The sequence below is a fragment of the Curvibacter sp. AEP1-3 genome (genome assembly GCF_002163715.1).
Classification (GTDB): domain Bacteria; phylum Pseudomonadota; class Gammaproteobacteria; order Burkholderiales; family Burkholderiaceae_C; genus Allorhodoferax.
The window spans coordinates 180,210-206,469 of the sequence record NZ_CP015698.1 but is presented as its reverse complement, the minus strand read 5'-3'; the positions used below and the strand labels follow the sequence as shown (position 1 = coordinate 206,469).

23 protein-coding genes are annotated in these 26,260 nt (G+C 59.9%); 10 read left to right on the top strand and 13 right to left on the bottom strand.

The annotated features are described in order from the left end of the window. Positions 1-27: 27 nt before the first annotated feature. From AEP_RS00920 to AEP_RS00910, 3 genes are read left to right on the top strand one after another with little or no spacing between them, the layout of a single operon-like run. Positions 28-951 carry a sugar kinase gene (locus AEP_RS00920; protein WP_087497111.1) on the top strand — a complete coding sequence of 308 codons (924 nt, stop codon included), beginning with the start codon at positions 28-30 and terminating at the stop codon, positions 949-951. Positions 952-967: 16 nt separating this feature from the next. Then, positions 968-1,975 carry a zinc-binding alcohol dehydrogenase family protein gene (locus tag AEP_RS00915; protein ID WP_087493657.1) on the top strand — a complete coding sequence of 336 codons (1,008 nt, stop codon included), beginning with the start codon at positions 968-970 and terminating at the stop codon, positions 1,973-1,975. A 5-nt stretch (positions 1,976-1,980) separates the two neighbouring features. Then, positions 1,981-2,721, top strand: coding sequence for a YceI family protein (locus AEP_RS00910; protein ID WP_087493656.1), 741 nt, complete (start codon positions 1,981-1,983; stop codon positions 2,719-2,721). A 4-nt stretch (positions 2,722-2,725) separates the two neighbouring features. Here AEP_RS00910 and AEP_RS00905 read toward each other — a convergent pair whose 3' ends face one another. From AEP_RS00905 to AEP_RS00880, 6 genes are all read right to left on the bottom strand, one after another. Then, positions 2,726-4,027 carry an NAD(P)/FAD-dependent oxidoreductase gene (locus tag AEP_RS00905; protein WP_087493655.1) on the bottom strand — a complete coding sequence of 434 codons (1,302 nt, stop codon included), beginning with the start codon at positions 4,025-4,027 and terminating at the stop codon, positions 2,726-2,728. Between the two features lie 20 nt (positions 4,028-4,047). Next, positions 4,048-5,550 carry an aldehyde dehydrogenase gene (locus tag AEP_RS00900; protein ID WP_087493654.1) on the bottom strand — a complete coding sequence of 501 codons (1,503 nt, stop codon included), beginning with the start codon at positions 5,548-5,550 and terminating at the stop codon, positions 4,048-4,050. 117 nt (positions 5,551-5,667) lie between these two features. Further along, a complete protein-coding gene (locus tag AEP_RS00895) occupies positions 5,668-7,497 on the bottom strand; it encodes a hypothetical protein (RefSeq protein ID WP_087493653.1) in 1,830 nt (609 codons plus the stop codon). Between the two features lie 105 nt (positions 7,498-7,602). Further along, on the bottom strand, positions 7,603-8,454 hold the full coding sequence (locus AEP_RS00890; protein WP_087493652.1) for a siderophore-interacting protein: 852 nt from the start codon (positions 8,452-8,454) through the stop codon (positions 7,603-7,605). Beyond that, complete coding sequence (locus tag AEP_RS00885; RefSeq protein WP_087493651.1) at positions 8,454-9,038, bottom strand: PadR family transcriptional regulator; 585 nt, start codon at positions 9,036-9,038, stop codon at positions 8,454-8,456. The genes AEP_RS00890 and AEP_RS00885 overlap by 1 nt, the downstream gene beginning before the upstream one ends. Before the next feature lie 190 nt (positions 9,039-9,228). Beyond that, positions 9,229-10,563 carry an MFS transporter gene (locus AEP_RS00880; RefSeq protein ID WP_087493650.1) on the bottom strand — a complete coding sequence of 445 codons (1,335 nt, stop codon included), beginning with the start codon at positions 10,561-10,563 and terminating at the stop codon, positions 9,229-9,231. Between the two features lie 230 nt (positions 10,564-10,793). Between AEP_RS00880 and cyoA the strand changes: the two genes are divergently transcribed. From cyoA to AEP_RS00845, 7 genes are read left to right on the top strand one after another with little or no spacing between them, the layout of a single operon-like run. Next, entirely contained in the window at positions 10,794-11,840 is a 1,047-nt protein-coding gene (gene cyoA / locus AEP_RS00875) for a ubiquinol oxidase subunit II (protein WP_087493649.1), read from the top strand. 55 nt (positions 11,841-11,895) lie between these two features. Beyond that, the gene (gene cyoB / locus AEP_RS00870; RefSeq protein ID WP_087493648.1) at positions 11,896-13,899 is read left to right on the top strand and encodes a cytochrome o ubiquinol oxidase subunit I; all 2,004 of its coding nucleotides are present in this window, start codon (positions 11,896-11,898) and stop codon (positions 13,897-13,899) included. Further along, the gene (gene cyoC, locus AEP_RS00865; RefSeq protein WP_087493647.1) at positions 13,892-14,527 is read left to right on the top strand and encodes a cytochrome o ubiquinol oxidase subunit III; all 636 of its coding nucleotides are present in this window, start codon (positions 13,892-13,894) and stop codon (positions 14,525-14,527) included. The genes cyoB and cyoC overlap by 8 nt, the downstream gene beginning before the upstream one ends. Next, positions 14,528-14,983 (top strand): cytochrome o ubiquinol oxidase subunit IV, encoded by a 456-nt coding sequence (gene cyoD, locus AEP_RS00860; RefSeq protein WP_087493646.1) that lies wholly within the window; start codon positions 14,528-14,530, stop codon positions 14,981-14,983. Positions 14,984-14,999: 16 nt separating this feature from the next. Next, positions 15,000-15,827 carry an SURF1 family protein gene (locus tag AEP_RS00855; protein WP_335583059.1) on the top strand — a complete coding sequence of 276 codons (828 nt, stop codon included), beginning with the start codon at positions 15,000-15,002 and terminating at the stop codon, positions 15,825-15,827. After that, positions 15,811-17,154, top strand: coding sequence for an ATP-binding protein (locus AEP_RS00850; RefSeq protein WP_087493645.1), 1,344 nt, complete (start codon positions 15,811-15,813; stop codon positions 17,152-17,154). Before AEP_RS00855 ends, AEP_RS00850 begins: the two co-directional genes overlap by 17 nt. After that, positions 17,144-17,677, top strand: a complete 534-nt coding sequence (locus AEP_RS00845; protein ID WP_087493644.1) for a response regulator transcription factor — start codon at positions 17,144-17,146, stop codon at positions 17,675-17,677. The genes AEP_RS00850 and AEP_RS00845 overlap by 11 nt, the downstream gene beginning before the upstream one ends. A gap of 84 nt (positions 17,678-17,761) precedes the next feature. Here the strand turns inward: AEP_RS00845 and AEP_RS00840 are convergent, their stop codons facing one another. From AEP_RS00840 to AEP_RS00810, 7 genes are all read right to left on the bottom strand, one after another. Next, a complete protein-coding gene (locus AEP_RS00840; RefSeq protein ID WP_087493643.1) occupies positions 17,762-19,183 on the bottom strand; it encodes an aspartate kinase in 1,422 nt (473 codons plus the stop codon). Positions 19,184-19,467: 284 nt separating this feature from the next. Then, positions 19,468-20,019 (bottom strand): NADPH-dependent FMN reductase, encoded by a 552-nt coding sequence (locus AEP_RS00835; RefSeq protein WP_087493642.1) that lies wholly within the window; start codon positions 20,017-20,019, stop codon positions 19,468-19,470. Positions 20,020-20,094: 75 nt separating this feature from the next. After that, positions 20,095-21,285, bottom strand: coding sequence for an efflux RND transporter periplasmic adaptor subunit (locus AEP_RS00830; protein ID WP_087493641.1), 1,191 nt, complete (start codon positions 21,283-21,285; stop codon positions 20,095-20,097). Positions 21,286-21,311: 26 nt separating this feature from the next. Continuing rightward, complete coding sequence (locus AEP_RS00825) at positions 21,312-23,675, bottom strand: ABC transporter permease (RefSeq protein ID WP_087493640.1); 2,364 nt, start codon at positions 23,673-23,675, stop codon at positions 21,312-21,314. Between the two features lie 10 nt (positions 23,676-23,685). Next, positions 23,686-24,480: an ABC transporter ATP-binding protein gene (locus AEP_RS00820; RefSeq protein WP_087493639.1), complete on the bottom strand. Its 795-nt coding sequence runs from the start codon at positions 24,478-24,480 to the stop codon at positions 23,686-23,688. A gap of 83 nt (positions 24,481-24,563) precedes the next feature. Next, positions 24,564-25,745 carry a GGDEF domain-containing protein gene (locus tag AEP_RS00815; RefSeq protein WP_157673000.1) on the bottom strand — a complete coding sequence of 394 codons (1,182 nt, stop codon included), beginning with the start codon at positions 25,743-25,745 and terminating at the stop codon, positions 24,564-24,566. A gap of 91 nt (positions 25,746-25,836) precedes the next feature. Next, complete coding sequence (locus tag AEP_RS00810) at positions 25,837-26,238, bottom strand: DUF1330 domain-containing protein (protein WP_087493637.1); 402 nt, start codon at positions 26,236-26,238, stop codon at positions 25,837-25,839. Positions 26,239-26,260: the final 22 nt, after the last annotated feature.

The following is a 26,260-nucleotide window of genomic DNA, read 5'->3' as shown; positions in this document are numbered from 1 at the left end:
AAGCCTGAAGCACTGGACGTCCTGTCCATGGGTGAAACGATGGCGCTGCTGGTCGCCCAAGAGCCCGGCCCGCTGGCCGGGGTGCAGAGTTTCAGCAAACGCATTGCGGGGGCCGACACCAATGTGGCCATCGGCCTGGCCCGTCTGGGTTTCAAAGTCGGTTGGGTCAGCCGCCTGGGGGCCGATTCGTTTGGCAGCTATGTGCGCAAGACCGTCGAGGCCGAAGGTGTGGACACGTCCCAGGTCGAGATTGACCTGCAACGCTCCACCGGTTTCATGCTCAAGTCGCGCAGCGTGGATGGCAGCGACCCATCCATCGAGTACTACCGGCGCGGCTCAGCGGCCAGCCAACTCAGCGTGGGGCACCTCACCACCGACTACGCCCTGCGCGCGCGGCATGTACACACCACCGGCATCACACCGGCCCTGTCACCGGCCGCCCGCGAGCTGGTGGCCCACGCCATGCAAATCCTGCGCGCCGCTGGGCGCAGCGTGTCGTTTGACCCCAACCTGCGCCCCAGCTTGTGGCCTGATACCGCCACCATGCGCGACACCCTCAACGACCTGGCCCGACATGCGGATTGGGTGCTGCCTGGAATCGACGAAGGCAAACTGCTGACCGGTCAAAACGCCCCGGCCGACATGGCGGCGTGGTACCTGGACCGGGGCGCCAAAGCGGTAGTGATCAAGCAGGGGGCGCAAGGCGCCTACTTCCGTACTGCTGCCGGCGAGCAAGGCCACGTGCCCGGCGTACCCGTGCCCGTGGTAGTCGACACCGTGGGTGCCGGTGATGCCTTTGCCGTGGGCATCATCAGCGCACAGCTGGAAGGCTTGAGCTGGCAACGCGCTTTGCGCCGCGCCAACTGGATTGCTTCACGCGCCCTGCAGGTAGTGGGGGACATGGAAGGCCTGCCCACCCGCGCTGAACTCATTGCACAGAATCTGGAATAAACCCGAGGAAATCGACATGTTGACCGTTGTTTGCGAAACCCCCGGCACCCTGCGTGCCCATGACACCCCCAAGCCAGAACGTGCGGAAGGCGAGGTACTGCTGCGCGTGAAACGCGTGGGCGTATGCGGCACCGACCTGCACATCTTCACCGGCAACCAGCCCTATCTGAACTACCCCCGCGTAATGGGGCATGAGCTCTCAGGGATTGTGGAGGAAGCGCCCGAGGGCGGCACGCTGCAAGCCGGCGACACCGTGTACGTGATGCCCTACCTGTCCTGCGGAACCTGCATTGCGTGCCGCGCAGGCAAGACCAACTGCTGCACCCGCATCCAGGTGCTGGGCGTACACCGCGACGGCGCGTTCACGGAGTACCTGAGCGTGCCGCAGCAATTTGTGCACAAGGCCAACGGTGTCTCGCTGGACCAGGCTGCCATGGTGGAGTTTCTGGCCATTGGCGCTCATGCGGTGCGCAGGGCCCAGGTCCAGAAAGGACAACGCATACTGGTCGTGGGCGCAGGCCCTATCGGCATGGCCGCCATGATTTTTGCCAAGTTACGCGGTGCTGTGGTGACAGCTCTCGACAGCCGGCAGGACCGGCTGAACTTCTGCACCAGCGCGTTGGGCGTCAGTGCCGGTGTCACCTTGGGCGATAGTGACGAGGCTGAACTGGCCACGCTCACCAACCAGGAGTTCTTTGACGTGGTGTTTGATGCCACTGGCAACCCCAAGGCCATGGAGCGCGGGTTTAAATTTGTGGCCCATGGTGGCACCTACACACTGATTTCCGTCGTAGCCTCCAACATTACCTTCTCCGACCCGGAGTTCCACAAACGGGAGATGACGCTGATGGGCAGTCGTAACGCCACCACCGAAGACTTCCAGACCGTGCTGGAAGCCATGCGCGCGGGTCTGATCCCGACCGCATTGAACACCCACCGCATGCCCCTGGCCGACGTTCCTGAAAAGTTCAAGGACCTGTTGAACCCTTCAGCAGGTGTCATCAAAGCCATCGTGGAGTGCTAACGCAGATGCGCAAGCCTGGCTACCTGTTGGGGCTGCTGGCCACCTTCGGACTCTGGGCATGCAGCTCACCGCCTGAGCGCGTGCCCGGCCCTCAGCCTGTCCTTGCGGAGGCAACGGCAGCAAGGCCCTCGACCCCACCCACGCCCCCAACACTTGCCAATCTGAAGAGCTATCGCATAGCGCCGGCTGAGTCCCGCTTGCGCATTCTCGTGTACCGGGGCGGCACCATGGCCCGACTGGGGCACAACCATGTCATCAGCTCTGCCGACCTACAGGGGCAGATATGGCGCGGAGCCACTGCAGAGACCTCCGGGTTTGAGCTTGAGGTCCCGGTCAACACCCTGATCGTCGATGACAACGCTGCACGGGCCGAAGAGGGAGAAGACTTTCCCCTCAACGTGAGCGAAGATGCCAAAGCGGGCACCAAAGCCAACATGCTGCGTCCCACCCTGCTGGATGGTGAGCATTTTCCAAAGATCAGTATCCGTGCCACCCGCATCACCGGAAGCACGGCCAACCCCGACGTCGTGGCGAGCATGCGCATCAAGGACCAGACACGCGAGATTCGGCTGCCCGTCACGCTGAGCGAGACAGAAAGCGCCTTGGCAATTCAGGGCAGTTTTGAGATCCGCCAATCGGATTTCGGCATCACCCCATTGAGCATCGCCATGGGAGCGCTGACGGTGCAAGACACTGTGAAAATCAAATTTCGGCTGATAGCCCGGGCCGTCCCCGCATCGCCCTGAAACTCTAGATTTGCAGTTTATCCCGGAGGTCGTAATACCAGGCGCCTAGCGCGGTGAGCGGCACCCGGAACCAGCGCCCGCCCGGGAAGGGGTAATGCGGCAGATTGGCAAAGGCATCGAAGCGGTTGGCTTGGCCTTGAATCACCTCGCTGAGCACCCGCCCGATCAAGTGGGTGAAGGTAACCCCGTGCCCTGAGCAGCCTTGTGAGTAGTAAATGTTGGAACTCAGGCGCCCCACTTCCGGCAGACGCGACAGGGTCAGCAGGAAGTTGCCCGTCCAGCCATAGTCGATGCGAACATCTTTCAATTGAGGAAATGTTTTCAGCAGCTTGGGCCGGATGATGGACTCCACATGCTGCGGGTCCCGGGCGCCGTAAATCACGCCACCGCCATACAGCAGGCGCCGGTCACCGGAGAGGCGGAAATAGTCCAGCAGAAAGTTACTGTCTTCCACGCAGTAGTCGCTGGGCAGGATTTCAGGGAAGCGATCTCCCAAGGGCTCTGTCGCGATCACCTGGGTACCGCAGGGCATGGACCGCGAGGCCAGCTGAGGCTCCAGCCCGCCAATGTAGGCGTTGCAGGCCACGATCACAAAACGCGCTTTGACTTGCCCTTGTGCGGTATGCACCACGGCAGGGTCGCCGCGCTCAATGCGCAGCACCGGCGATCCTTCGTGCACGACACCCCCCAGTGACTCGAATGCAGCAGCTTCGCCTTGTGCCAAGCGCAGTGGATGCATGTGTCCGGCACTGTGATCGAGCAAAGTGGCGCGGTAGCGCCCTGTGCCGATGGCGGCTTCGCTTTCAGTCGCATCCAACAGGCTCAGCTGCTGGTGACCATAGCGCTCCCAGAGCTGTTTGTGGTGCTCCAACTGCTTGACCTGCTTGGCAGTGATGGCGGCAAACATGCCACCCGGTTTGAAGTGACAGTCAATCTGGTACTTAACAATCCGCTCGCGAATGATTTTGGCACCCTCGAAGGCCATGCTGCCCAGGGCTTGCGCGGTGGTGCTGCCATAGCGAGCCTCAATCACATCCATGTCACGCGAGTAGCTGTGCACCAGCTGCCCTCCATTGCGGCCCGAAGCGCCCCAACCCACTTTGGCCGCTTCCAGAACCACCACCTTGAAACCGGATTCGGCCAGATGCAAGGCGGATGACAAGCCGGTATACCCGGCACCGATGACAACCACATCGGCTTCCGCATTCCCCAGCAAGGGTGGGCGCTGAGGCTGGGGCAGCCCGCTGGCGGCGTAATAAGAAGGGGCGTGCGCGGCCGACGCCGCCGCTTGGACAGACTGGGACATAAACAACCTCAATGTGGGGATCAGGCGTCGATCCGGAGCCAGGTGGTCTTCAGCTCGGTGTACTTGTCAAAGGCGTGCAAGGATTTGTCACGCCCGTTACCGGACTGCTTGTAGCCACCGAATGGCACCGTGATGTCGTCTTCGTCGTACTGGTTCACATGCACAGTGCCGGCCTTCAGGCCGCGGGCTACCCGGTGCGCGCGGTCAATCTGGCTGCTCCAGACACTGGCCTGCAAGCCATACACACTGTCATTGGCCAAAGCCAGCGCCTCCGCCTCGTTGGCAAAAGGAATCACGCCAAGCACCGGACCGAAGATCTCTTCGCGTGCAATCTTCATGTCGTTACGCACACCCTCGAAGATCGTGGGCTCCACAAAATAGCCACCGGTCTCGGTACGCACACGCCGGCCGCCGAAAGCAATGTTGGCACCCTCAGCCTGACCTTGATGGATGTAACCCAACACGGTGCTCATTTGCCCCGCGTCTACCAAGGCACCCATTTCCGTGGACTCCTGTAGCGGGTCACCAGGCAGGTATTTGCGGGCTTCGTCCTGCAAGGTCGCCATGAACTCGGGCACCACATCCTGTTGCACCAACAGGCGGGTAGGCGCGTTACAAGACTCGCCCTGGTTGTAGAACACAGAGCCTGCTGCAGCCCGGGCAGCAGCGGCTACGTCTTTGGCATCGTTGAACACCACAAAAGCGGACTTGCCACCCAGCTCGTTGTACACCCGCTTGAGGTTGGATTCCGCGGAGCATGCCAACATGCGCCGGCCGATGCGGGTGGAGCCGGTGAAACCAATGGCATCCACATCCATGTGCAGCGCAAGGGCCTCGCCCGCCTCATGGCCATAACCGGTCACCACATTGAAGACGCCTGCGGGCAAACCTGCCTCCAGCGCCAATTCGGCCAATCGCAGGGCGGTATAGGGGGACTTTTCGCTGGGCTTGAGCACCACGCTGTTTCCCGCAGCCAAAGCAGGGCCCAGTTTCCAGGCGGCCATGATGAGCGGGTAGTTCCATGGGACGATGGCACCGATGACACCCATGGCCTCCCGGGTGATGAGTGCCAAGGCAGTGTCTGCAGTGGGTGCAATTTCGTCGTACAGCTTGTCGACTGCCTCACCGTACCAAGCGATGCAGTTGGCCGTGGCAGGCACGTCAACCGCCAGGCTGTGAGAGATAGGCTTGCCCATGTCCAAGGTCTCCAGCAATGCCAATTCATCGCGGGCAGCTAGCACTAGTTCCGACCAACGCTGGAGCACCTTTTTGCGGGCCTTGGGCGACTGCCCTGCCCAACGCCGATCAGCAAACGCCGCGCGGGCTGCCGCCACTGCGGCATCAATGTCAGCTTTTTGTCCACGGGCGACGGTACCTAAACCCAATCCGTTCAACGGCGAGTGCTTCTCAAAGGTTTGGCCGTCCTTGGCGGGAACACGCTCGCCATTGATAAATAGCCGCCCATCGGTGACCAGTGAAGCGGCACGCGCATGCCAAGGGGAAGTGGAATCGGGTGTAGTCATGGCAATACCAACTCTGTGAAAGTGGCCCCTACGATACCCTCGGCAAGAAGCTACTGAAGGAGCCACTTTGCGTTTGTCGGGCAGACCACTTCCACTACATCCCGTGGGATGACGAAACTAGGAGCGAGGCACCAAACAGAAGGTATCTACCAGCCGCCAAGTGGCCTTATTGACACCCGGAGCCTCAGTCCAGGCCGGCCGTACATCACCGGCGGGGCCGGCCTGATCTGAGGAGTTACATTGCCATTGCTTGGGGACTTTGTCGCACCCGAAAAAGTAACCCGTCAAGGTGCCTTCAGCATCAATACGGAAGCGCAGAAATCCCTTGTAGTCCTCGCAGGCAAGCGGGGAAAAGGCGTTGTTCCACATCCATCCCCCACGCGCCATTACCCACAGGTAGACCCCCGTAATCAGCCCGCCGCCGATGCTGCCTGCAATCAGGTAAACGAACCCTGCCAAGATCGCATACATCGGACTTCCTGCCGTTGCAGGGACCATGGCAACGAGCCCATGAATACCCAACAGTGCGAGAGTGTGTCCAGCGAAGTGCAGGACCGGTGATACCCATTTTGCGAACAGGTCTGATTCTTCTCTCGCCAAACCCAGGCACAGGCCCAGCAACGCGAGGTAAGCCATCGATGTAAACGGACCGCCAAAAACTGTCACTACGTAGATCGCACCGAGCAGCAGGGAAAATAGAACATTCCCGCGCCAGATCCCGCTCATCAAGCTCCCGTCCCGAATGGACAAAGAGTTCCATGCGAACTTGAACAGAGACAACACATTGCCCCGGCTCAGGGCCCGTGAATCTGCCGGATCAGGGTAGGCACACTGGCGCACATAGCTCGCGCCGGCACCGCCTGTAGACCCGACCGTGCCGATATGGGTGGCAGTACGCAACTCACTGCTGATGGCATCAGGATCTGACGCTTGGCACTTGAGTTTGGCTTGTGTTAACGCCCTCGCATGGGTGGGGTGCAGAAAAGCACCACCCGATCCGCATGTCAGGAGCATGTCGTCCTGACGCGCATCCAGGGGTTCGCTGGACTCCCGGCTGTAATGGTGCACGTCACCGGCCAATCGCATGCGGATGTGTATTCCTTTGGCCTCCAACATGGCCTCGAGGCGCTGGTAGCGTTTGGGGTAACCCTGCAGGGCGGAGTCGCCGATCGGACGGGTCCAGTAAGGTTCGGGATAAATCAGAACAAGTTGATCGCCGGCTTGAATTTGTTGGGAGGGGTTGTCCTCTCCGCCGATGGCATCCCCAGCCAGGCGTCTGAATGCCTCGTACTGGCCACGATCAATGTCACCCGCCAATGCGAAATCCAGCCCCAGTACCCACCAACGCTGTGGCAGACGGGTGGCGAAGTAAGAACGTGTTTGCGGCGTTTTCAGCCCGCACACTTCGCCGTTGTTGCGATGAACAAAATAGCGCTTGAACGTGGAGATGCTGTCAAACCAATCATGGTTCTGCGGGATGGCATATGCACTGCGACCATCCGGGTCAGCCCCTTGCGCGCTGCGCGCGCCCTCAAACATTTCCAGAAACCGGTATTGGTACTCCTGAACATTTGCACTGGGATAGCAGAGATCACCACCGAGGTACAAAATCTTCCCTCTGGGAAAAACCACGGTCCCGGATGCGCCTGTTTCTTGAGGCGCAAGCTCCTCCGCCAACAGAGCTCTCGCCACCGTGAACGTGGCGTTGCCACCATCCCCTGTGTCCGACACGAAGTCAAACCAGAAGTTGCCGTCGGGCCCCGTCTCGTGGGCGTGGTCCACGGGCTTGAACGTACCGGACCAGAGGTCTCTGGGGTCTGCATTCCGGATGACGTCCGTGGACGACAAAAGTTCCCTCGCGGACTGCAGCAACACAAAGGGATTGAACCAAGCAACAGGCCACCGTTTGTGTGGCTCGACTCCGACGCCAAATTTGTAATTGCCCATGCACTGACTCCCTCTTTGTGGTCACACCGCTCTTGATGGCGGCTGTATTCAACCACAGGGCCCCACAACGGGCAATGTGAACTCAGGACTCAACGGGGCTGGGCCTTAGCGATCAAACGAATCATGGGCACCCGCACTGCCTTTGCGCCAGTAGCCTGAGGCCTTGATCCATCGCGGATTGACGCGGCACTCAACCATGAGGTACTCACGCAGAGCCTTCGCCTGCACCGACTCACATGCCACCCAAGAGTAGAAAACACCGGGTAGCAAGGTCATTTCCCGCAAGGCAGCCAGCAATGGTTGGCTGCCTGCGGCGCTGCTGCCACGATGGACCCATTGAACCTTAAGATCCGCCGCACTCGACAGTTCCATCTGCCCCTCCGGACCTTCCACCTCGAGCAAGACGCGGGCCTTGGTAGCCGGGGGCAGCTCTTCCAGTCTTCTTGCTATGGCAGGGAGTGCCGTATCGTCACCGATGAGCAAATGCCAATCAAAAGCTGTAGGTACGATGAACGACCCTTTGGGACCGCCCACTCCAATTTTTTGGCCGACCCGGGCTTGCTCGGCCCACCGAGTTGCAGGACCACCCGGAGTGTGAAGTGCGAAATCAATTGCCAGCGTCCGGCCTGCTGCATCGAAATGCCGAGGTGTGTAGTCCCGCATCACGGGACGGGCACCTTCCCCCCAAACTGGCCCCTCAGGTCCCACTTCCGGCAGGTTGAAAACACCGGTTTCCGGGTCTGGAAAAAACAACTTCACGTGATCATCAAAGCCCGAGCTGACGAAACCTTCTAGATCAGCCCCCCCCAAGGTCACACGGGTCAAAAAAGGAGTTAGCCGGTCTACTGAGACAACGTCCAACAGCCTGAATCGAAGGGGATACCGAACCCGCTGTGGATGCAATTCAGGGCCATTGGAGGGGAGGTGTAGCTCGAGGGGCGCAAGTTGCGAATTCATCAGATTTTCTCCACTTGCTGTGCTGCTTGATCCAAGACAGCGGCAAAGGCATTGGCTTGCTCCACATTGAGTGGCTCTGAGGACAGTCGCATACGGATAGCCATTTTCAGATTCTCAAGGGCCCGGGTGACCTGAGGCGGGCGTCCTGCCCTAGCACCAGCACCATCCACAGATCCATTCAATCGGGCCAACATGGCATTTGCCAATGTGCGGTTGTCTTCCAAATACGCCTTGCCATCTTCGGTGATGCGGTAGCTTTTGCGTCCACCCGCGTCTGCGCTTTGTCCCACAAGATAGCCCTGTTCTTCCAACATAGTCAGAGTCGGGTACACCGTACCGGGACTGGGGCTGTAGCTACCACTGAGCTTGTCCTCAATGGACTTGATAAGTTCGTAACCGTGGCTGGGCTTTTCGCAAACCAAGTGCAGGAGCACAAACTTCAGGCCTCCGTGACTGAACAAGCGCCCACCGCCTCGACGTCCATCGAGCTCACCGTCGCCCGAACGGCCCCGCCCACGCCCTGAGCCTCCACCCATGTCTACGGAGCGGCTAAGCAAAGCTTTGTGTTGAAAATGAAATCTCATGAAGAATCTCTCAGTTTTAATTTAGACTGCATTACGATATATCTAAATACAATCTATATCAAGACTTGCAAATGACCTTTGCCAAACCTTTACACATTGAATTCAGCTTTGCCCAAATAAAAAAAACCGCCGGGTCCTGACAGTGCAGGAAGCCGGCGGCCGTGTGGGCTAGGGCAATTCGCCCTGCTCTTTACTCTTTGCGTTCAATCAAGCGGTTGATGCGCAATGCGGCCAAAGTGCAAATGGCACCTGACAACAAATAGAGCGAAACGGCACCTAGACCGAAACGCGCCGACAAGCCAAGCGCAACCAGAGGGGCAAAGCCCGCACCCATCAGCCATGCCAGATCAGCGGACAAGGCCGCGCCCGTGTAGCGGAAACGGGGTGAAAAATTGGAGGTCACGGTTCCCGATGCCTGTCCGTAGGAGAGGCCGAGGAGGATAAAGCTGGTCAACAAAAAGATGTTGTTTCCCACCGTACCCGCGCCCAGCAACCAGGGAGTCGCGAAGCTGAACAAACCGATTAACACAGCCATGGTGCCAAGCAGAATGCGGCGCCCCACGCGATCAGCCAACCAGCCGGAAAACATGATGGCGATGGCCGCCAGCATGGCACCAATGATCTGCACCTCCAGCACATCCCCGATAGATTGCTCTGAGTACATGGCAATCCACGAAAGCGGGAACACGGTGGCCAGGTGGAAAAGTGCAAAGCTCGCCAAAGCTGCAAAGGCACCCAACAGCACGTTGCCGCCCTCTTCCCGCATGACTTTCGTCACGCTCACGGGCTGGAGCTCCAACTCCTGCAAACGCTCAGCGTAGGACTGGCCGACCACCAAACGCAGCCGGGCAAACAGGGCCACCACATTGATGGCAAACGCAACGAAGAAGGGGTAACGCCAGCCGAAACTCAGAAATTCAGCAGAAGTCAGATTGCTGTGCAGATAGGCAAACAGGCCCGCCGCCAACACAAAACCGATGGGTGCGCCCAATTGGCCGACCATGGAAAACCAACCGCGGCGGTCCTTGGGGGCACTCATGGCGAGCAGAGATGGCAATCCATCCCAGGAACCGCCCAGGCCCAAGCCCTGGCCGATGCGCAGAATGATCATCGCCACGATGGCGGTCGTTCCCGCCGTCGCATAGCTGGGCAGGAAGGCCATGCCGGCAGTACTGGCTCCCAACATGAAAAGCGCCAAGGTAAGTTTGGTGCCACGACCCCAGCGCCTTTGGACGGCCATGGAAATGGCGGTTCCGACTGGGCGGGCTACAAACGCCAGCGAAAAGATGGCAAAAGCCATCAACGTACCGTCCAAACGCGACAAAAAGGGAAAAAGCAGGCCCGGAAACACCAGAACACACGCGATTCCGAACACGAAAAAGTCGAAATATTCCGACGAGCGACCAATGATGACCCCGACGGCGATTTCGCCGGGCGTCACATCTTCATCGGTGTGGGCACCAGCCAGGGACACAGAACTCTCGTAACCTGACCCGGCAAGGGCCGCAGAAGCTGGTTGGTACATAAAGGCAGATTCCTCAAACAACAGACACGCCACCGTTGTACACCCAAGCGGTGCGGGTTTCCGTCCTTTCCCGCCAAGTTGAGGATCAGGAAAACCCTGATTGCCAGCACCCCGTCAAACACTTTGATCTTGGACAAAATGTCCAATGGACAAATTTGCTAGCGAAATTACAGTCGGAAGCTCATTCCTTTGTATCCAACCAAGGCGCTCTGTCCAAGGGCGCAGCAAGCATGTTCAAACTCAAGGCTTTCCGCAAGCTCAGCTGGCTCGCCGCCATGGCCATGGCGGCCGGACTTACCGGCTGCAGCAAGGCTGTTGTACTCAATCCTGCAGGCGATATCGCTGCGCAGCAAGGTCAAATGGTGATCACCGCGACCTTGTTGATGCTGATCATCATCGTCCCCGTGATTGCATTGACACTGTTTTTTGCCTGGAAATACCGCCAGAGCAATACGGAAGCCGAATACGACCCTGAATGGCACCACTCGACCTCCCTGGAGCTGGTGATCTGGACAGTCCCGCTCCTCATCATCATTGCCCTGGGCGCCCTGACCTGGATCGGCACCCACAAACTCGACCCTTACCGCCCCCTGGACCGCATTGATGCCCAGCGCCCACTGCCCGCTGATGTCAAGCCCATGGAAGTGCAAGTGGTGGCCATGGACTGGAAATGGCTGTTCTTCTACCCCGAACAAGGCATCGCCACGGTGAATGAACTGGCAGCACCGGTGGACCGCCCCATTTTGTTCAAGCTGACCGCAACCTCGACCATGAACGCGTTTTATGTGCCTGACCTTGCCGGCATGATTTACGCGATGCCCGGTATGCAGACCGAGCTAAACGCCGTGATCAACCGGCCTGGCGTGTTCAAGGGCATGTCCTCTCATTACAGCGGTGCAGGCTTCTCCGGCATGACCTTCAAGTTCCACGGCCTGAGCAACGAAGACTTCGCCGCATGGGTCAACAAGGCCAAGACCGAAGGAAAGACGCTGGATAAAGCCACCTATACAAACCTGGTGAAGCCCAGTGAGCGTGATCCGGTACAGCGCTTTAGCAGCGTGGAGCCAGGTCTCTACGATAAGGTGCTCAACCGCTGTGTGGAAGACGGAAAGATGTGTATGCACCACATGATGGCCATCGATGCCCGTGGCGGTAACGCTTACGTGAAAGCCATGGGCCTGAGCATGCCGCAAGACGTGTGCACCGTGCAAAACGCCGACCAGGTCATCGCTGCCCTGGAAACCCGCAACGCTAACCGCGCCGTCGTCCAACAATGATTTTCCGCACCGGCTGCCTATCGTGTCAGCCGGCGCTTTGCCAAAGAGACTATTTATGTCCTCCCAAACTCTGACTGACACCCACTGGGCCTTAGGCCGGCTTAGCTGGGACGCTGTGCCCATGACCCATGACCCCATCATTCTGGGGACGTTTCTCATGGTGTGCCTGGGTGGTATGGCCACCCTGGGCCTGATGACCAAGTTCCGCCTCTGGGGCCCGTTCTGGCGCGACTGGGTGTGCAGCATCGACCACAAGAAGATCGGCATCATGTACATGGTGCTCGGTATCGTGATGCTGCTGCGCGGCTTTGCCGACGCGGTGATGATGCGGCTGCAGCAGGCCATGGCCTTTGGCGACAACATGGGATACCTGCCGCCGCACCACTACGACCAGGTGTTCACCGCTCACGGCGTGATCATGATTTTCTTCGTGGCCATGCCTTTGGTCACCGGACTGATGAATTACCTGATTCCCCTGCAAATCGGTGCACGCGATGTGTCCTTCCCGTTTCTGAACAACTTCAGCTTCTGGATGACCACCGCAGGTGCCGTACTGGTGATGTTCTCCTTGTTCCTGGGTGAGTTCTCTACCTCCGGTTGGTTGGCATTGTCTAACCTCGGAGCGCAGAGCCCCAGCACCGGGCTGGATTACTACATCTGGGCCCTGCAGATTGCCGGGGTCGGTACCACGCTCTCAGGCATCAACCTGATCGTGACCATTATCAAAATGCGTGCGCCCGGCATGAGCCTGATGAAGATGCCCGTGTTCGTGTGGACTGCCTTGTGCACCAACGCATTGATCGTGGCCTCTTTCCCTGTGCTCACAGCTGCTTTGGTTTTGATGTCTCTGGACCGCTACGTCGGCACCAATTTCTTCACCAACGAGCTGGGCGGTAACCCCATGCTGTATGTGAACCTGATCTGGATTTGGGGCCACCCTGAGGTCTATATCCTGATCCTGCCGGCTTTCGGTGTGTTCTCGGAAATCGTGGCTACTTTTAGCAAAAAGCGCCTGTTCGGCTACACCTCCATGGTGTATGCCACGGTGTGTATCACCATCTTGTCGTACCTGGTGTGGTTGCACCACTTCTTCACCATGGGTTCCGGTGCGAGTGTGAACACGTTCTTCGGTATCACCACCATGATCATCTCCATCCCCACCGGGGCGAAGATTTTCAACTGGCTATTCACCATGTACAAGGGCCGCATCCGCTTTGAGCTGCCCATGATGTGGACCGTAGCCTTCATGATCACCTTTGCCATCGGCGGCATGACCGGTGTGTTGCTAGCGGTGCCACCCGCTGACTTTGTCCTGCACAACAGCCTGTTCCTGATTGCGCACTTCCACAACGTGATCATTGGCGGCGTGGTGTTCGGGATGTTTGCCGGCATCAACTACTGGTTCCCCAAGGCCTTTGGCTACAAGCTGGACCGCACCTGGGGCGTGCGCTCCTTCTGGCTGTGGGTGGTCGGTTTCTGGGTCGCGTTCACACCGCTTTACATCCTAGGCCTGATGGGTGTCACCCGCCGCGCCAATCACTTTGAAGATCAATCCCTGCAAATATGGTTTGTGATTGCCGCCTTCGGCGCCGCCCTGATTGCGGCCGGCATTGGCTGCTTCCTGATCCAGTTGGTGGTGAGCTACCTCAGGCGCGATGAGCTGCGTGACTGGACGGGCGACCCCTGGGGTGGCCGTACGCTGGAGTGGGCAACTTCCTCTCCTCCACCGGACTACAACTTCGCCTTCACTCCAGTGGTGCACGAAATCGACGCCTGGTGGGACATGAAAAAGCACTCTTACCAGCGCCCTTTGACTGGCTTTGAGCCCATCCACATGCCCGCCAACACTGCGGCCGGCGTGGTGATCTCGGGCTTGTCTCTGGTATTCGGTTTTGCGCTGATCTGGCACATGTGGCTGCTGGCCGGCGTGTCGTTTGCCGCTTTGCTGATTGCAGCCATCGTTCACACCTTCAATTACCACCGTGACTTCTACATTCCCGCAGCCCAAGTGACTGCCACCGAAGAAGCCCGCACACTTCAATTGGCCCGCCATGTCTGATATCCGCACTTCCCACGGCGCCGCAGCCGGCGCGCTAGCTCCCCGCGAGTACCACCTCGCCCATGAGCCGCATCCAGAGAACGGCACTGCGCTGGGCTTCTGGCTCTACCTGATGAGCGATTGCCTGATCTTCGCAGCCCTGTTTGCCACCTACGGTGTGCTGGGCCGCAGCTACGCGGCCGGCCCTAACGGCGCGGAACTGTTTGACCTGACCCTGGTCGCCATCAACACCGGTTTCCTGCTGTTGTCTTCCATCACCTTCGGCTTTGCCATGCTGCGCAAGCAAATGGGTGATGTAAAGGGAACATTGATTTGGCTGGCCGTGACAGGACTCTTTGGCCTGTGCTTTCTGGGTCTGGAGCTGTATGAGTTTCACCACCTGATTCAGGAAGGTGCCGGCCCCCAGCGCAGCGCGTTCCTCTCGGCGTTTTTTGCGCTGGTCGGCACCCACGGATTGCACGTCACCTTCGGCTTCATCTGGCTGGTGGTGCTGATGTTGCAGATCAAGCAACATGGCCTGACCCCGGCCAACAACCGTCGCCTGATGTGCCTGTCCATGTTCTGGCACTTCCTGGATGTGGTCTGGATCGGCGTTTTCACCTTTGTGTACCTGATGGGAGTGCTGTAAATGAGCGCACATAACTCACACGCTTCGGACAACCATGGCGACGCCCACGGGCACGACGGGCACGACGGGCACCACGCTGCCAACGAGCCCCACAGCACCTTCTCGGGCTACATGACCGGCTTTGTGTTATCCATCATCCTGACCGCCATCCCTTTCTGGCTGGTCATGGCCAAGGTGATCTCAGACCGCCCCACCGCCGTGCTGGTGCTGGGTGCCTTCGCGGTCGTGCAGATCGTGGTGCACATGGTGTATTTCCTGCACATGAACGGCAAGATCGAAGGCGGTTGGACCTTGCTATCCACCATCTTCACCGTCGTCTTTGTGGCCATTGCCATCACCGGCACTCTGTGGGTCATGTTCCACATGAACGCCAACATGATGCCTACCCACACGGACATGCCTGCCGCTATGGAACACGGTGCGCAGCCGGAGGCTCAGCCCAAGGCTGCTCCCTGATCCGCCTCGCAGCACTGTGACAGACCACGACCCTGCGCCCAAGCGCCCTCACAGCAAGTGGCAATTGGCGGTGCTCACACTGGTGGGCCTGGCCCTCTTGGTGGGCTTTGTAGGGCTCGGAGTCTGGCAGGTGCAACGCCGGGCCTGGAAGCTGGAGCTGATTGAGCGGGTCACAGAACGCTTAAAGGCTCCGCCCGCAGACCTGCCGTCACCTGCAGAGTGGCCGAATCTCCAGCCCGCGGACTTCGAATACCGGCATGTGCAGGTACAAGGCCACTGGCTGCACGGGAAAACCGTGCTCACCCAAGCCACTACCGCTCTGGGGCAAGGCTTCTGGGTCATCACCCCTCTGCAGCAAAAAGATGGAACAGTGGTACTGGTCAACCGCGGGTTCATTCCGGCCAAGCTACGCAGCCAGTGGCTGGAGGCGCCTGCGGTGACCAACTCTTCGGATGAACAAGCGCAGGTCCGGGGCCTGCTGCGCAAAACAGAGCCTGACGGTGGATTCCTGCGGAGGAACGATCCGCAGGGCCAAAAATGGTATTCCCGCGATGTGGCCGCTATTGCCGCAGCCGGGCAACTGCCAGTCACCGCCCCCTTTTTCATCGATGCCGGTCTGCCGGATGCCACCTTGAACGCGAACCCGGAAGCTGCCACTGTCAGCACCGGTCCATGGCCGCGTGAGGGTTTGACCATCGTGAAGTTCAGCAATAGCCACCTGGTCTATGCGTTGACCTGGTTCGGTTTGGCAATGATGGTCGTAGGGTCCGGGGTGTTTGTGGCACGCTACGAGCGCCGTCTGCGCGCGGCAAGCAACAATACCCCCCATGGACACCAGCCTTAAAGCCCCTCCTGTTCCCCAGCCTGCCAAGGCAAGGCTGGCGGACGCCTCAGCGGGGCTGAAGAACCTGCACCAGCTCATCCAGTTGCGCTGGATTGCGGTGGTCGGGCAGCTGCTCACCATTGAAGCGACGCACTACAGCCTGAGCATGCACCTGCCCTTGCAGCCCATGCTGGCCATCGTGGGCGGCATGGTGCTGTTCAATCTGGCCTGCTTGTTGCGCTGGCGCGCCCGCAAGCCCGTGCATGAGGTCGAGTTGTTTATCGGCCTGCTCGTAGACGTGGCCGCCCTGACCGCCCAGCTGTACCTGAGCGGGGGCATCAGCAACCCCTTTGTTTTTTTATACCTTTTGCAGATCGCCGTGGGCGCCATGCTGCTGCGCGGCGGGTACATAGGTTCCATCGTGGTCGTGACCTCGGCCTGCGTGGCCCTGCTGGCCAATTTCAGCATTCCACTGCCGCTTGCCCCCAACCTGCATGAGGGCCTCGCCAGCCCCTACGTCATGGGCCTGCTGGTGTGCTTTCTGCTCAATGCGATCCTGGTGGTGATTTTCATCACCCGCATCAACCACAACCTGCGCCGTCGCGATGCGCGCTTGGCCGCGGTGCGCCAGCGCGCAGCAGAAGAAGAACACATCGTGCGCATGGGCTTGCTGGCTTCAGGCGCTGCGCATGAACTGGGCACGCCACTGGCCACCCTGGCTGTCATCCTGGGCGACTGGAAACACATGCCTGCCCTGGTGCGTGACCCGTCACTCAAAGAAGACATCGCGGAAATGGAAGCCCAGGTCCAACGCTGCAAAAGCATCGTGAGCGGCATTCTGCTCTCGGCCGGTGAAGCGCGCGGCGAACACTCCAGCCAGACCACCGTGCGTGCGTTCCTGGACACCTTGGTCCGGGAATGGCGGGGCACACGATCGGTGGATACCTTCCTGTATGACAACCAGGTCGACGAAAACACTGCGATGGTGGCCGACACCACCTTGGAACAAATGGTGTTTAACGTGCTGGACAACGCGCGGGATGCGTCCCCGCAATGGGTCAGCCTGGAAGCCAGCCGGGACGGGGATGCACTGCGCATCGTCGTGACAGACCGCGGCCCGGGCTTTACGCCGGAGGTGCTGAGCCACATCGGGGTGCCCTACCAATCCACCAAGGGTCGTCCCGGCGGCGGGCTGGGGCTTTTCTTGTCCATGAATGTCGCGCGCACCCTGGGGGGAAGCCTGAGCGCCGAAAATAGGGTGGAAGGCGGTGCCAGAGTCACCATCACCCTGTCCCTACCCGATATTTCCCTGCCGGAACCAGAAAAGAACAACACCCATGGACACTGAACGCCTCTTGCTCATCGTGGAAGACGACGAAGCGTTTGCCCGCACCCTCACCCGCTCCTTCGAGCGACGGGGCTACAAAGTGCTGCATGCCGATGGACTGGCCGGCGTGGAAGCCCTGTTGCCCGCCCATACGCCCGCCTATGCGGTGGTCGACCTCAAACTCAAGGGTGAAGCCAGCGGCCTGGCTTGCGTGCGGGCACTGCACGCCCACAGTGCGGATATGCGCATCGTGGTGCTCACTGGCTTTGCGAGCATTGCCACTGCGGTGGAAGCGATCAAGCTGGGCGCCAGTCATTACCTGGCCAAGCCCTCCAACACCGATGACATCGAAGCCGCGTTCGGCCAGGAAGAAGGCAACACCGAGGTAGCGCTGACCAACCGCTCCAGTTCCATCAAAACGCTGGAATGGGAACGCATTCACCAGGTGCTTGCCGAAAGCGACTTCAATATTTCTGAAGCTGCCCGCCGACTGGGAATGCACCGCCGAACCCTGAGCCGCAAGCTCGACAAGCAGCGGGTGTGAGACTCTTTCAGCCATAAAAAAGCCGCGCAGCGCCCGTGGGATCTGCGCGGCTAGCTACTGAAACAGTAGCGCTTCAGCTCAACTTCAGACGCGTGGCACCGGTGTACCGGAGTTCACACACAAGGCCATGTTGAGAGCCTTGACTGCGGTCTTGTAGTCGCCGCGCTCAATCACAAACTGCATGTTCACCTGGCGCAGGGTTTGCGACACGCAGTTCACGTTGACTTGCGCGTCCGCCAGAGCCTGGGCTGCCTTGGCCAGCACGCCGGGAATGCCGATGTTGGAGCCGATGGTGCACACAATGGCGCTGGGCTTGACCGTGACCACCTGGTAAAGCTCTTCCAGTTCGGCCACGAGTGCGTCAGTTACCTGGTTGTCCCACACCAAGTGGGCAATCGAGTTGGCGTTGGTGGCTTTCAGGATGTAGCTGATGTCGTGCTTGCAGAACACTTGCATCAAGCTGGCGTCAAAGCCTACGGTGCCCACCATGCTGGGGTCGTGAATTTCGATCAGGGTGACCTTGTCGGTACCGGTCACGATTTCCACGCGGGCACGCTCGCCCACGAAGTCCTTGGTGATCAGGGTGCCGGGGTGGTCCGGCTCAAACGTATTTTTCAGGCGGATGGGGATGCCCGCCAATTCCATGGGCTTGGCCGCCTTGGGGTGGATGGCTTCCATGCCCACGTCCGCCAACTGATCGGCCACGTCGTAGTTGGTGGCGCCCACCACAATGGCATTTTCCAGGCCCACAAGGTTGGGGTCGGCAGATGACAGGTGGAATTCTTTGTGAATCACGGCCTCGGCAGGACGCACTTCGACAGCGATCTTGCTGAAGGTGACCTCGGAGTAGCCGCGGTCGAACTCGCGCATGATGCCTTCAGTCCCCTTGGTGTAGCCGGTGGCCACTATCACGCTGTTGGCCAGGTCCAGATCCTTGAAGCTGTTGGCAATACGCTCGTCGATGCTCCAGGCTTCGTTGTCATCGAAGCCGGCCAGGTCCATCAGGACCGCATTTACACCGTTGGCCTTGAGGATTTCCACCGAGTTGAACGCGCTATGGGACTCGCCGATTGAGGCAAGCACCTCGCGGGCTGCCAAGAGCACATCCTTGCGGCTCAGGTAGCCGCTGGCCAATACGTGGTGCATGGCACCCAGATATTCGCGGGCTTGGGCGATGCGCTGATCAATAAAGGCGTCGGCCACGGCCAGTGGCAAACCGATGTCGGCATAGCCGGCGTTCAGCTTTTTCAGGCTGACGGCCAAGCCGGTCAGGGCGTCCTGGTAGCCCTTTCCCTCCGCAAACAGGGCGTAAATACCGCGTTCACCCGTCTTTTTATGCTCCAGCAACTGGTTGGTCACGCCGGAGTAGGCAGACACCACGTAAATGCGGCCGTAAATGCGTTTCGGGTCATGCAGAACGATGTGGCGCAGCACATCACCAAAAGCGGTCATCGAGGTGCCGCCGATTTTCTCGACAGAGATCTTGGAAGAATTTACGTCTGACATGGACAAGCTGGGAAGAGCAAAAAGGGATTGGAGAGCCGGCAAGGAGCTTCTGCCGTGAGTTTGTCAACGGCTGAAAACCCTCTATTTTCCACCACTTTGGGTGGGAGCCCGATTTGCAAACCGGCATTGCGCCGCAAACCTTACCCGTCACTTCAACTTTGTGTACCGAATCGGCACCCAGCGCCCATGGAATATGCGCGAGCAGCTATTAAATGAATAGCACCTCTTCTCCTGACTACGGAGCCCTAAGACCGACCTCATCCAGCGATTGGCCCCGGGCAGGCTCAGCCCGCGTGTTTCCGGACCCACGCCACATACGCATCCATCCACGCTTGAAAAAACTTCTTGCTGCCCTCGCCGAGACCACCCGTGGAATTGAACAGGTCGTCTTTTGCTTGAATAAACGCCTCCGGCTGCCCCATGGTGGGCACATCCAGATAGGCCAGCACATTGCGCAGGTGTTGCTGCGCCATCGCCGTGCCCGCTGCGCCGGGCGACAGACCGATCACTGCAGCCGGCTTGCCCGCCCATGCGCTCTGGCCGTAGGGGCGCGAGGCATGGTCAATGGCATTTTTGAGTACCCCGGGAATGGAACGGTTGTACTCCGGCGTCACAAACAGCAGACCTTGCGCCCGGGCGATTTCCGACTTGAGGCGCAGCACCGACTCGGTCTGGTAGGAGTCGTCGTCCTGGTCGTACAGCGGCAGGTCGTCAAGCGGCACCTGCTCGAAGGTGAAATCCGCAGGCGCCAGCGCCGCCAGAGCGTGGGCCAGTTTGCGGTTCATGGATTCGTGGCGAAGGCTGCCCACGATCACCGAGATCAGATATGTGCTCACAGCATGCTCCCAAAAAACACCATGCTGCGCGCCACCAACCCGTCCGTCCGTGCTCTAGCAGACACAGTTTGCTGCCTATCGCACTTTGACTTTGGCACCGTCCTGCAACTTGATGTCGGGATAGACCACCACCTGGGCATTGACCGCCAGCCCCTCCGGCACCCAAGCCTGGTTGCCGTTGCGCGCTTTGACGGTGACCTCCTGCAAACGCACATGGCCTGCGTCCAGCACAAACACCCCGGAGCGCGCCCCCACCGGAAACAAGGCACCCACCGGCACCATGACCGCGCCCTCCTCCACTTGCACCAACAAACGCACATCCACCTTGAAGCCGTCGCCAAGGCCTTTCCAGACCTCTTGCGGGCTGGTGATGTCTGCAATCACATTCACCCGCTGTTCTTCCACGCCGAGTGCAGACACTTTGGTGAATGCCGCCGGCTCCACGTAGCGCACCTTGCCCTGCAGCACGCCGGAGCCGCCCCAGTTCAACAACTGCACGGCAGTGCCGGGTTGCACTTGGGCGGCCTCCTCGGTCAAGATGTCCACCACCACCTCCAAACTGCCCGGGTCGCCAATTTCGACCAGGCCAGCGCCCGCCTGCACCACGCCTTCACTTTGCAGCAGCACTTTGAGCACACTGCCTGCTACCGGCGAACGGACCGTCACCTCGCCCTTGACACCTGGCCTCGCACCATCGGCGCCGTATGCCTGCAAGGGCGCACGGGCCTGCTCCAGGTTAAATCGCGCAGCTTGCTCCGCCTGCTGCGCAGCCGCCAGTTCGCTGCCCCGCAGTTGTTCGGCCAAACGAATGCTTTCACCTTGCGCGGCAGACACAAAGCCTTGCCGCACCAGCGCGTTGTTGCGCAGCACGTCCTGCCTGCCCTGGTTGAGGGCAGCCGCAGCGGCAGCCACCTGCGCTTGGGCTTGCGCCAAGGCCGCCTGCGCGCCACCCACACGGGCGGCTTGCTCCGCTTGGCTGCGTGCGTCCAGCAAGGCGGGTGCTGAGGGCGACACCACGGCCACAGCGTCCCCCGCCTGCACGCGGTCCCCTTGCGCCAGCAGAATGCGCGCCAGGCGGCCTGCCACGGTGGTGGACACCACATAACGCGCGCGCACCCGGGTCTTGCCGTCCTCCTGCACTGCGCGCTCAAAACGGCCTTGGGTCACGTTCGCCACCTCCACTTCCATCGCGCTGGGCCAAAAAGCCCAAACCAGACCGGCCAGAAACATGGCGATGACGGCGCCCCAGAGAAGCTTTTTTTTCATGATGATGGGGAGTAGGGTTGGCCGCGCTATTCGCGGGTTTTGAGGACGCTGACCAGGTCCAGCTGGTCGATCCGCCTGCGCACAATCAGCGCACTGATCACACCTGCCACCACCACACACACCACTGCAAAGGCATAGGTAGCGGGCTGAATGGCGAAGGGAAACGAAAACTCATCGCTGCGGATCATGGTGACAATGCCCAGCGCCAGCAGGTAGCCCAGCCCCATGCCCAGAGGCAGCGCCAGCACAATCTCGATGCCCAATTCGCCCAGCAAAATGGCAGACACCTCGGTGCGGGTGAAGCCCAGCACGCGCAAACTGGCCAGCTCCCAGGCACGCTCCGCCAAGGCAATGCGCGCATTGTTGTAGACGACACCGACCGCGATGATGGTGGCGAACACCGTGAGCACCAGGCTGAAAACCAGAATGTTGCGCGCCGTCACATCATTGATGTTGCGCGCCATCACCTGCTTGCTGATGGCCACGCCCACTTGGGGCAGTTCCTTCAGGCGGTTGAGCAGCTCCGGCTCATGCCCACGCTCCACAGACACCATGATCTGGTTGACGACGTCCCCCTCACGCAGCACCGCGTTCAGCGCCGTGCGCTCCATGTAGGCGTTCATGCCCAGCAGTTCGTGCACCGTGCCGGTCACCGGCAAGTGCACCACCTCACGGCGACCTTCCTGCAGTTCCACCCGGACCAGGTCGCCCGGCTTCACGCCTAGCTTGGTGGCCAGGCGGTCGGTCAGCAGCAAGCCGTGGCGCGGTGCGTTCAAGGCTTGCTTGTCGAGATTGACGATGCGAAACAAGTCCGGCACCTCAGGCTTGCCTTGAATGGCGCCACGGTGATGCCGGTTGCCATTCACCAGCCGTACCGCCACATTGCGCCCGCCCTCCACCGCCGTCACAAAAGGCAAATGCGCCGTGGTTTGCAGCGCACGCGCGGGCGTGGCTTCCAGCAGATTGATGGACACATCCCCACGCAAGACCTGTCCGAACTGGGTGTCCATCAAAACCACCACCGCATCCCGCATGAAGGCGCCGGTGATGACGGTGGCCATGGCCATCGCCACGCCCACCGTGGTGAGCAAAGTACGCAAGCGGTGGCGCTCCATGGTGCGCAAGATCATGCGCAGCGGCGGCGAAAACCAGGCCTTCATGCCCCAGCGCTCCAGCAGCATGGGCTGGTAGCGGCCGGGTGATGGCGGACGCATGGCCTCTGCGGGTGCCAGCAGCACCGTGGCGCGGATGGCACCCAGCGTGGCCAGCACTGCGGCTGCCAATGCCACTCCGACAGCCACCAGAATAAGCGCAGGTGCCAAGCGGTAATGCAGCGTCGGGAAGCGGAAGGTCTTGGCATACAAGCCTACAAAGCCTTGCCCCAAAGCAGCACCGAGTGCCAGCCCCAAGAGCAGACCCAGCACCACAATCACCAGCACCAGCTTGAGGTAGTGCCCGCCGATGGCAAGGTTGCCATAACCCAAGGCCTTCAGCGCGGCCACCTGTTCGCGCTGGCTGGCGATCTGCCGACCCACCACCACGTTGAGCAAAAACGCAGCGACCGCAAGAAAGATGCTGGGCAACACCGTGCCCATCACCCGCTGCTGCTTGATCTCGGAATTCAGAATTACATCCGACATCTGTTGGTCCCGCCCATGCGCGTTGATGCCGCCATAGGGGGCAAGCAGCCGGTCCAACTGGTCAATGACTGCCCCCTCACTGGCGCCCGGCCCCAGCCGCACCGTCACTTGGTTGAAGGCACCTTCCATGTTGTAGGCCATGGCTAGCGTCTTGCGGTCTACCCAAAAAATGCCGAAGCCCCGCTGGTCCGGCGAGCCACCGAGGCCTGCGAAAACGTACTCCGGCGACAGGCCTATGCCGACCAGCCGCAGCCGCTCGCGCTTGCCGTTGATCAATGCCGTCACTTCATCCCCGGTCTTGAGCTGGTGAGCCACTGCAAAGGCCTCAGACACCAAGGCATCCATGGCACCACTACCGTGGCTGGCCACCATGCGCCCGCTGCGCAGGCTCACCAAGCTCAAGCGCGGGGGCTCGGCCGGATCCAGCCCGATGATCTGCCCGGCAATCGGGTCCGATACCCCTGGAATGGTGATGGGCACCACCTGCGCCAGCCCGGTCTGTACATGGGCCGCACCGTCGATGGCTTCGAGCTGGCGCTGCAATGCCAAGGGCGCACTTTTGAGGCTGCTGAACACTTCTGCAAACCGCGACTCCGCGTAGTACACATCGCGCGACCACCACAGTGAGTCAAACGCGCTAAAACTGGTAATAAAGCCCCCTACCCCACTCGCCACCACCAAGGCGATGGTGAGAGCCTGGCTCCACATCAGGCGCAAGTCACGCAGTAGTTTGCGGTCCAGGGTTTTCATGGCGAGGCACTCACCATGCCAGCTCGGAGGGCGCGACCTTGTGCTCGTTCTGCACGATCTTTTCTATACGCCCGCCGCTCAGGTACAGCACGCGGTCTGCCATCCCGGCAATCGCTGCGTTGTGGGTGATTACGATGGCGGTGGTGCCCAATTCGCGGTTAATGCGCGCAATGACTTCCAGCACCAGCTTGCCCGTCTGATAGTCCAGAGCACCGGTAGGCTCATCGCACAACAGCACCTCCGGTTTTTTGACAATGGCACGCGCAATGGCCACGCGCTGCTGCTCCCCGCCCGAGAGCTGCGAGGGGAAGTGGTCCACCCGCTCTGCGAGCCCCACCCGTGTCAGCGCCTCCAGGGCCGGCATCGGGTCTTTGGCAATGTCAGTGACCAGTTCCACGTTTTCACGCACGGTCAGGCTGGGGATCAGGTTGTAAAACTGAAAAACAAAGCCCACGTGGTCCCGGCGGTACAGGGTGAGTTCGTCGTCGCTGGCATGGGTCAGGTCATGGTCGGCAAACTGCGCGGTCCCGCTGCTGGGGCGGTCCAGCCCGCCAAGGATGTTGAGCAAGGTGGATTTGCCACTGCCCGAGGCGCCCAACAATACGATGAACTCACCTTTGTAGATGGTCAGGTCTACGTCCATCAAGGCGTGAACCTGAACCTCCCCCATGTCATAGGTTTTGGCAAGTCCTTTGGCGGTAAAAACAGCTGCGCGTTCATCGGCAGGTGCGCTTTCGGCAGGAGCAGCGGGGACAGTCGCAGCAGGCTTTGCTGCCACAGGAGTCGTAGCCAAGGCATTCGGCATGGAACCCCCATTGGGAATGTGACGGAGTGTAGGCAGTCTGGGCCGCGCCTACCCTCACGTCGGTTCGATGCCGCACGGTTTGCTTAATGTGCAGCCTGCTTCATGGCATACATTCTTTGGTCTGCAATGCCCAATAGTGCTTCGACAGTGCTTCCGTCCTCCGGAAAACTGGCGAGACCAAAGCTGAATTCGGGCACCAACAGGGCTCCACTGCCAGTCAGGATCGGGTTCAGACGCAGCTGCTTACGGATCTCCTGAATGGTGTGCTCTATCGCTGGAGCCTTGGCCATTGGATAACAAGCGACGAACTCATCCCCGCCCAGGCGACCCACGATGTCGGAATTGCGGGCTGACTTGCGCAACACTTGCGCAATGTGGGCGATCAATTGATCGCCTGCCAAATGACCCTGCGTATCGTTGACTTGCTTCAGACCATCCACATCAAAAAGACCGATCACCACACGCTCCTGGTATCGCGCAGCACGCTCCAAGGCCACAGCCAACTGATCTTCAAAATAATGGCGGGTCGCCAAGCCACTCAGTGCATCCACCTGATAGCGCTTGATGTTGGCGGAATAGCGCTCTCTGGCCAATAGCACCACCTCAATCTGTGCGCGAAAGCGCTCCACAATTTCAAGGTCTTTTTGGTCGTAGGTACTCGCAATCGACGAGTCCAGATTCAACAAACCGAACAAGCGATCACCGACAAAAATCGGCGCACTGATGACCGATTGGTACCTCCAATCGTCGGGCTTGATGACGGTGGCCACGTCCTCAAAATCCGAGGCTGTGATCAAGCGCGCTTCCTTGAAGTTACCGTGCGTTACTTGGTACAAAAAGCTGTCTTCCAACCGGAGCCTGAACTTGCCAACAAACTCGTCTGAGAAGCCTTTGGATGCAACAAAGGTCAGGTGCCCATCGTCGCCCAACTTGAGTATCGAACCGGTTGTTGCTTCATTGAAAATCCGGAACAGGTAGCCAAGAATGTTGGCGTAAATCAGCCCCAGATCTTCATTGAGCAGGATATCCCGGTTGACTTGGACATTCATTGCGGCGATGAGGCCCAACTTCCGGGACGACTCATTCACATCCCGCAAGCGCAACACGAGAAAAGTAAGCACCCCGCACAGCAAACCAACAAGGAGTGCCACCTCGATGGCCAGTGGCTTGGAGGCACCGTCATGCCAAGAAAAAACAAAGAAGCAAGCCAGTCCAGCGGCGGCAAAGGCCGATCCTGTCCAAACCACAGCTTTGTGCCCTTGCACTGCATGCTCCAACGGTTGCTTTTTTTGCAGTATGGCACACCGTGCGGCAACTGACGAGTCGCTTTGTCGGCACCCCAGAACGGCAAAACAACTACTGCTGCATAGCAATCAGTCGGGCATCTGCCAGCGCGGCGGACCGGTGGTGAACGAACGCTTGGTACCCGGGTGAACGCACCATGTCCATGAATGCGGCGGCATTCGGGTATTGCACCAGCAGGACATCATCCCAGACCTCGTCGGCAGGAGCCACCAGGGCATGGCAAGCGCGGCCCTGCCACAGCACTATGCCACCTGCAGCTTGCACCGCTTTCAGGGCATTCGCCGTATAGCGTGCATAAGCCTCACGCCCGGTGCATGGCGTCTCCTGGCGCTCAGGGGTGTATTCGGCCTGCTCTTTGAAGCGCAGCAGGTTCAGCATGGTGACTGGTTTGTCCGGCGCAGTCTTCACAAAGAGCTGGCTGAAACTCTCGCGGCTCGGGTCGATAGTAGCCATGTCGTCACTCCTGGGCTTGTTA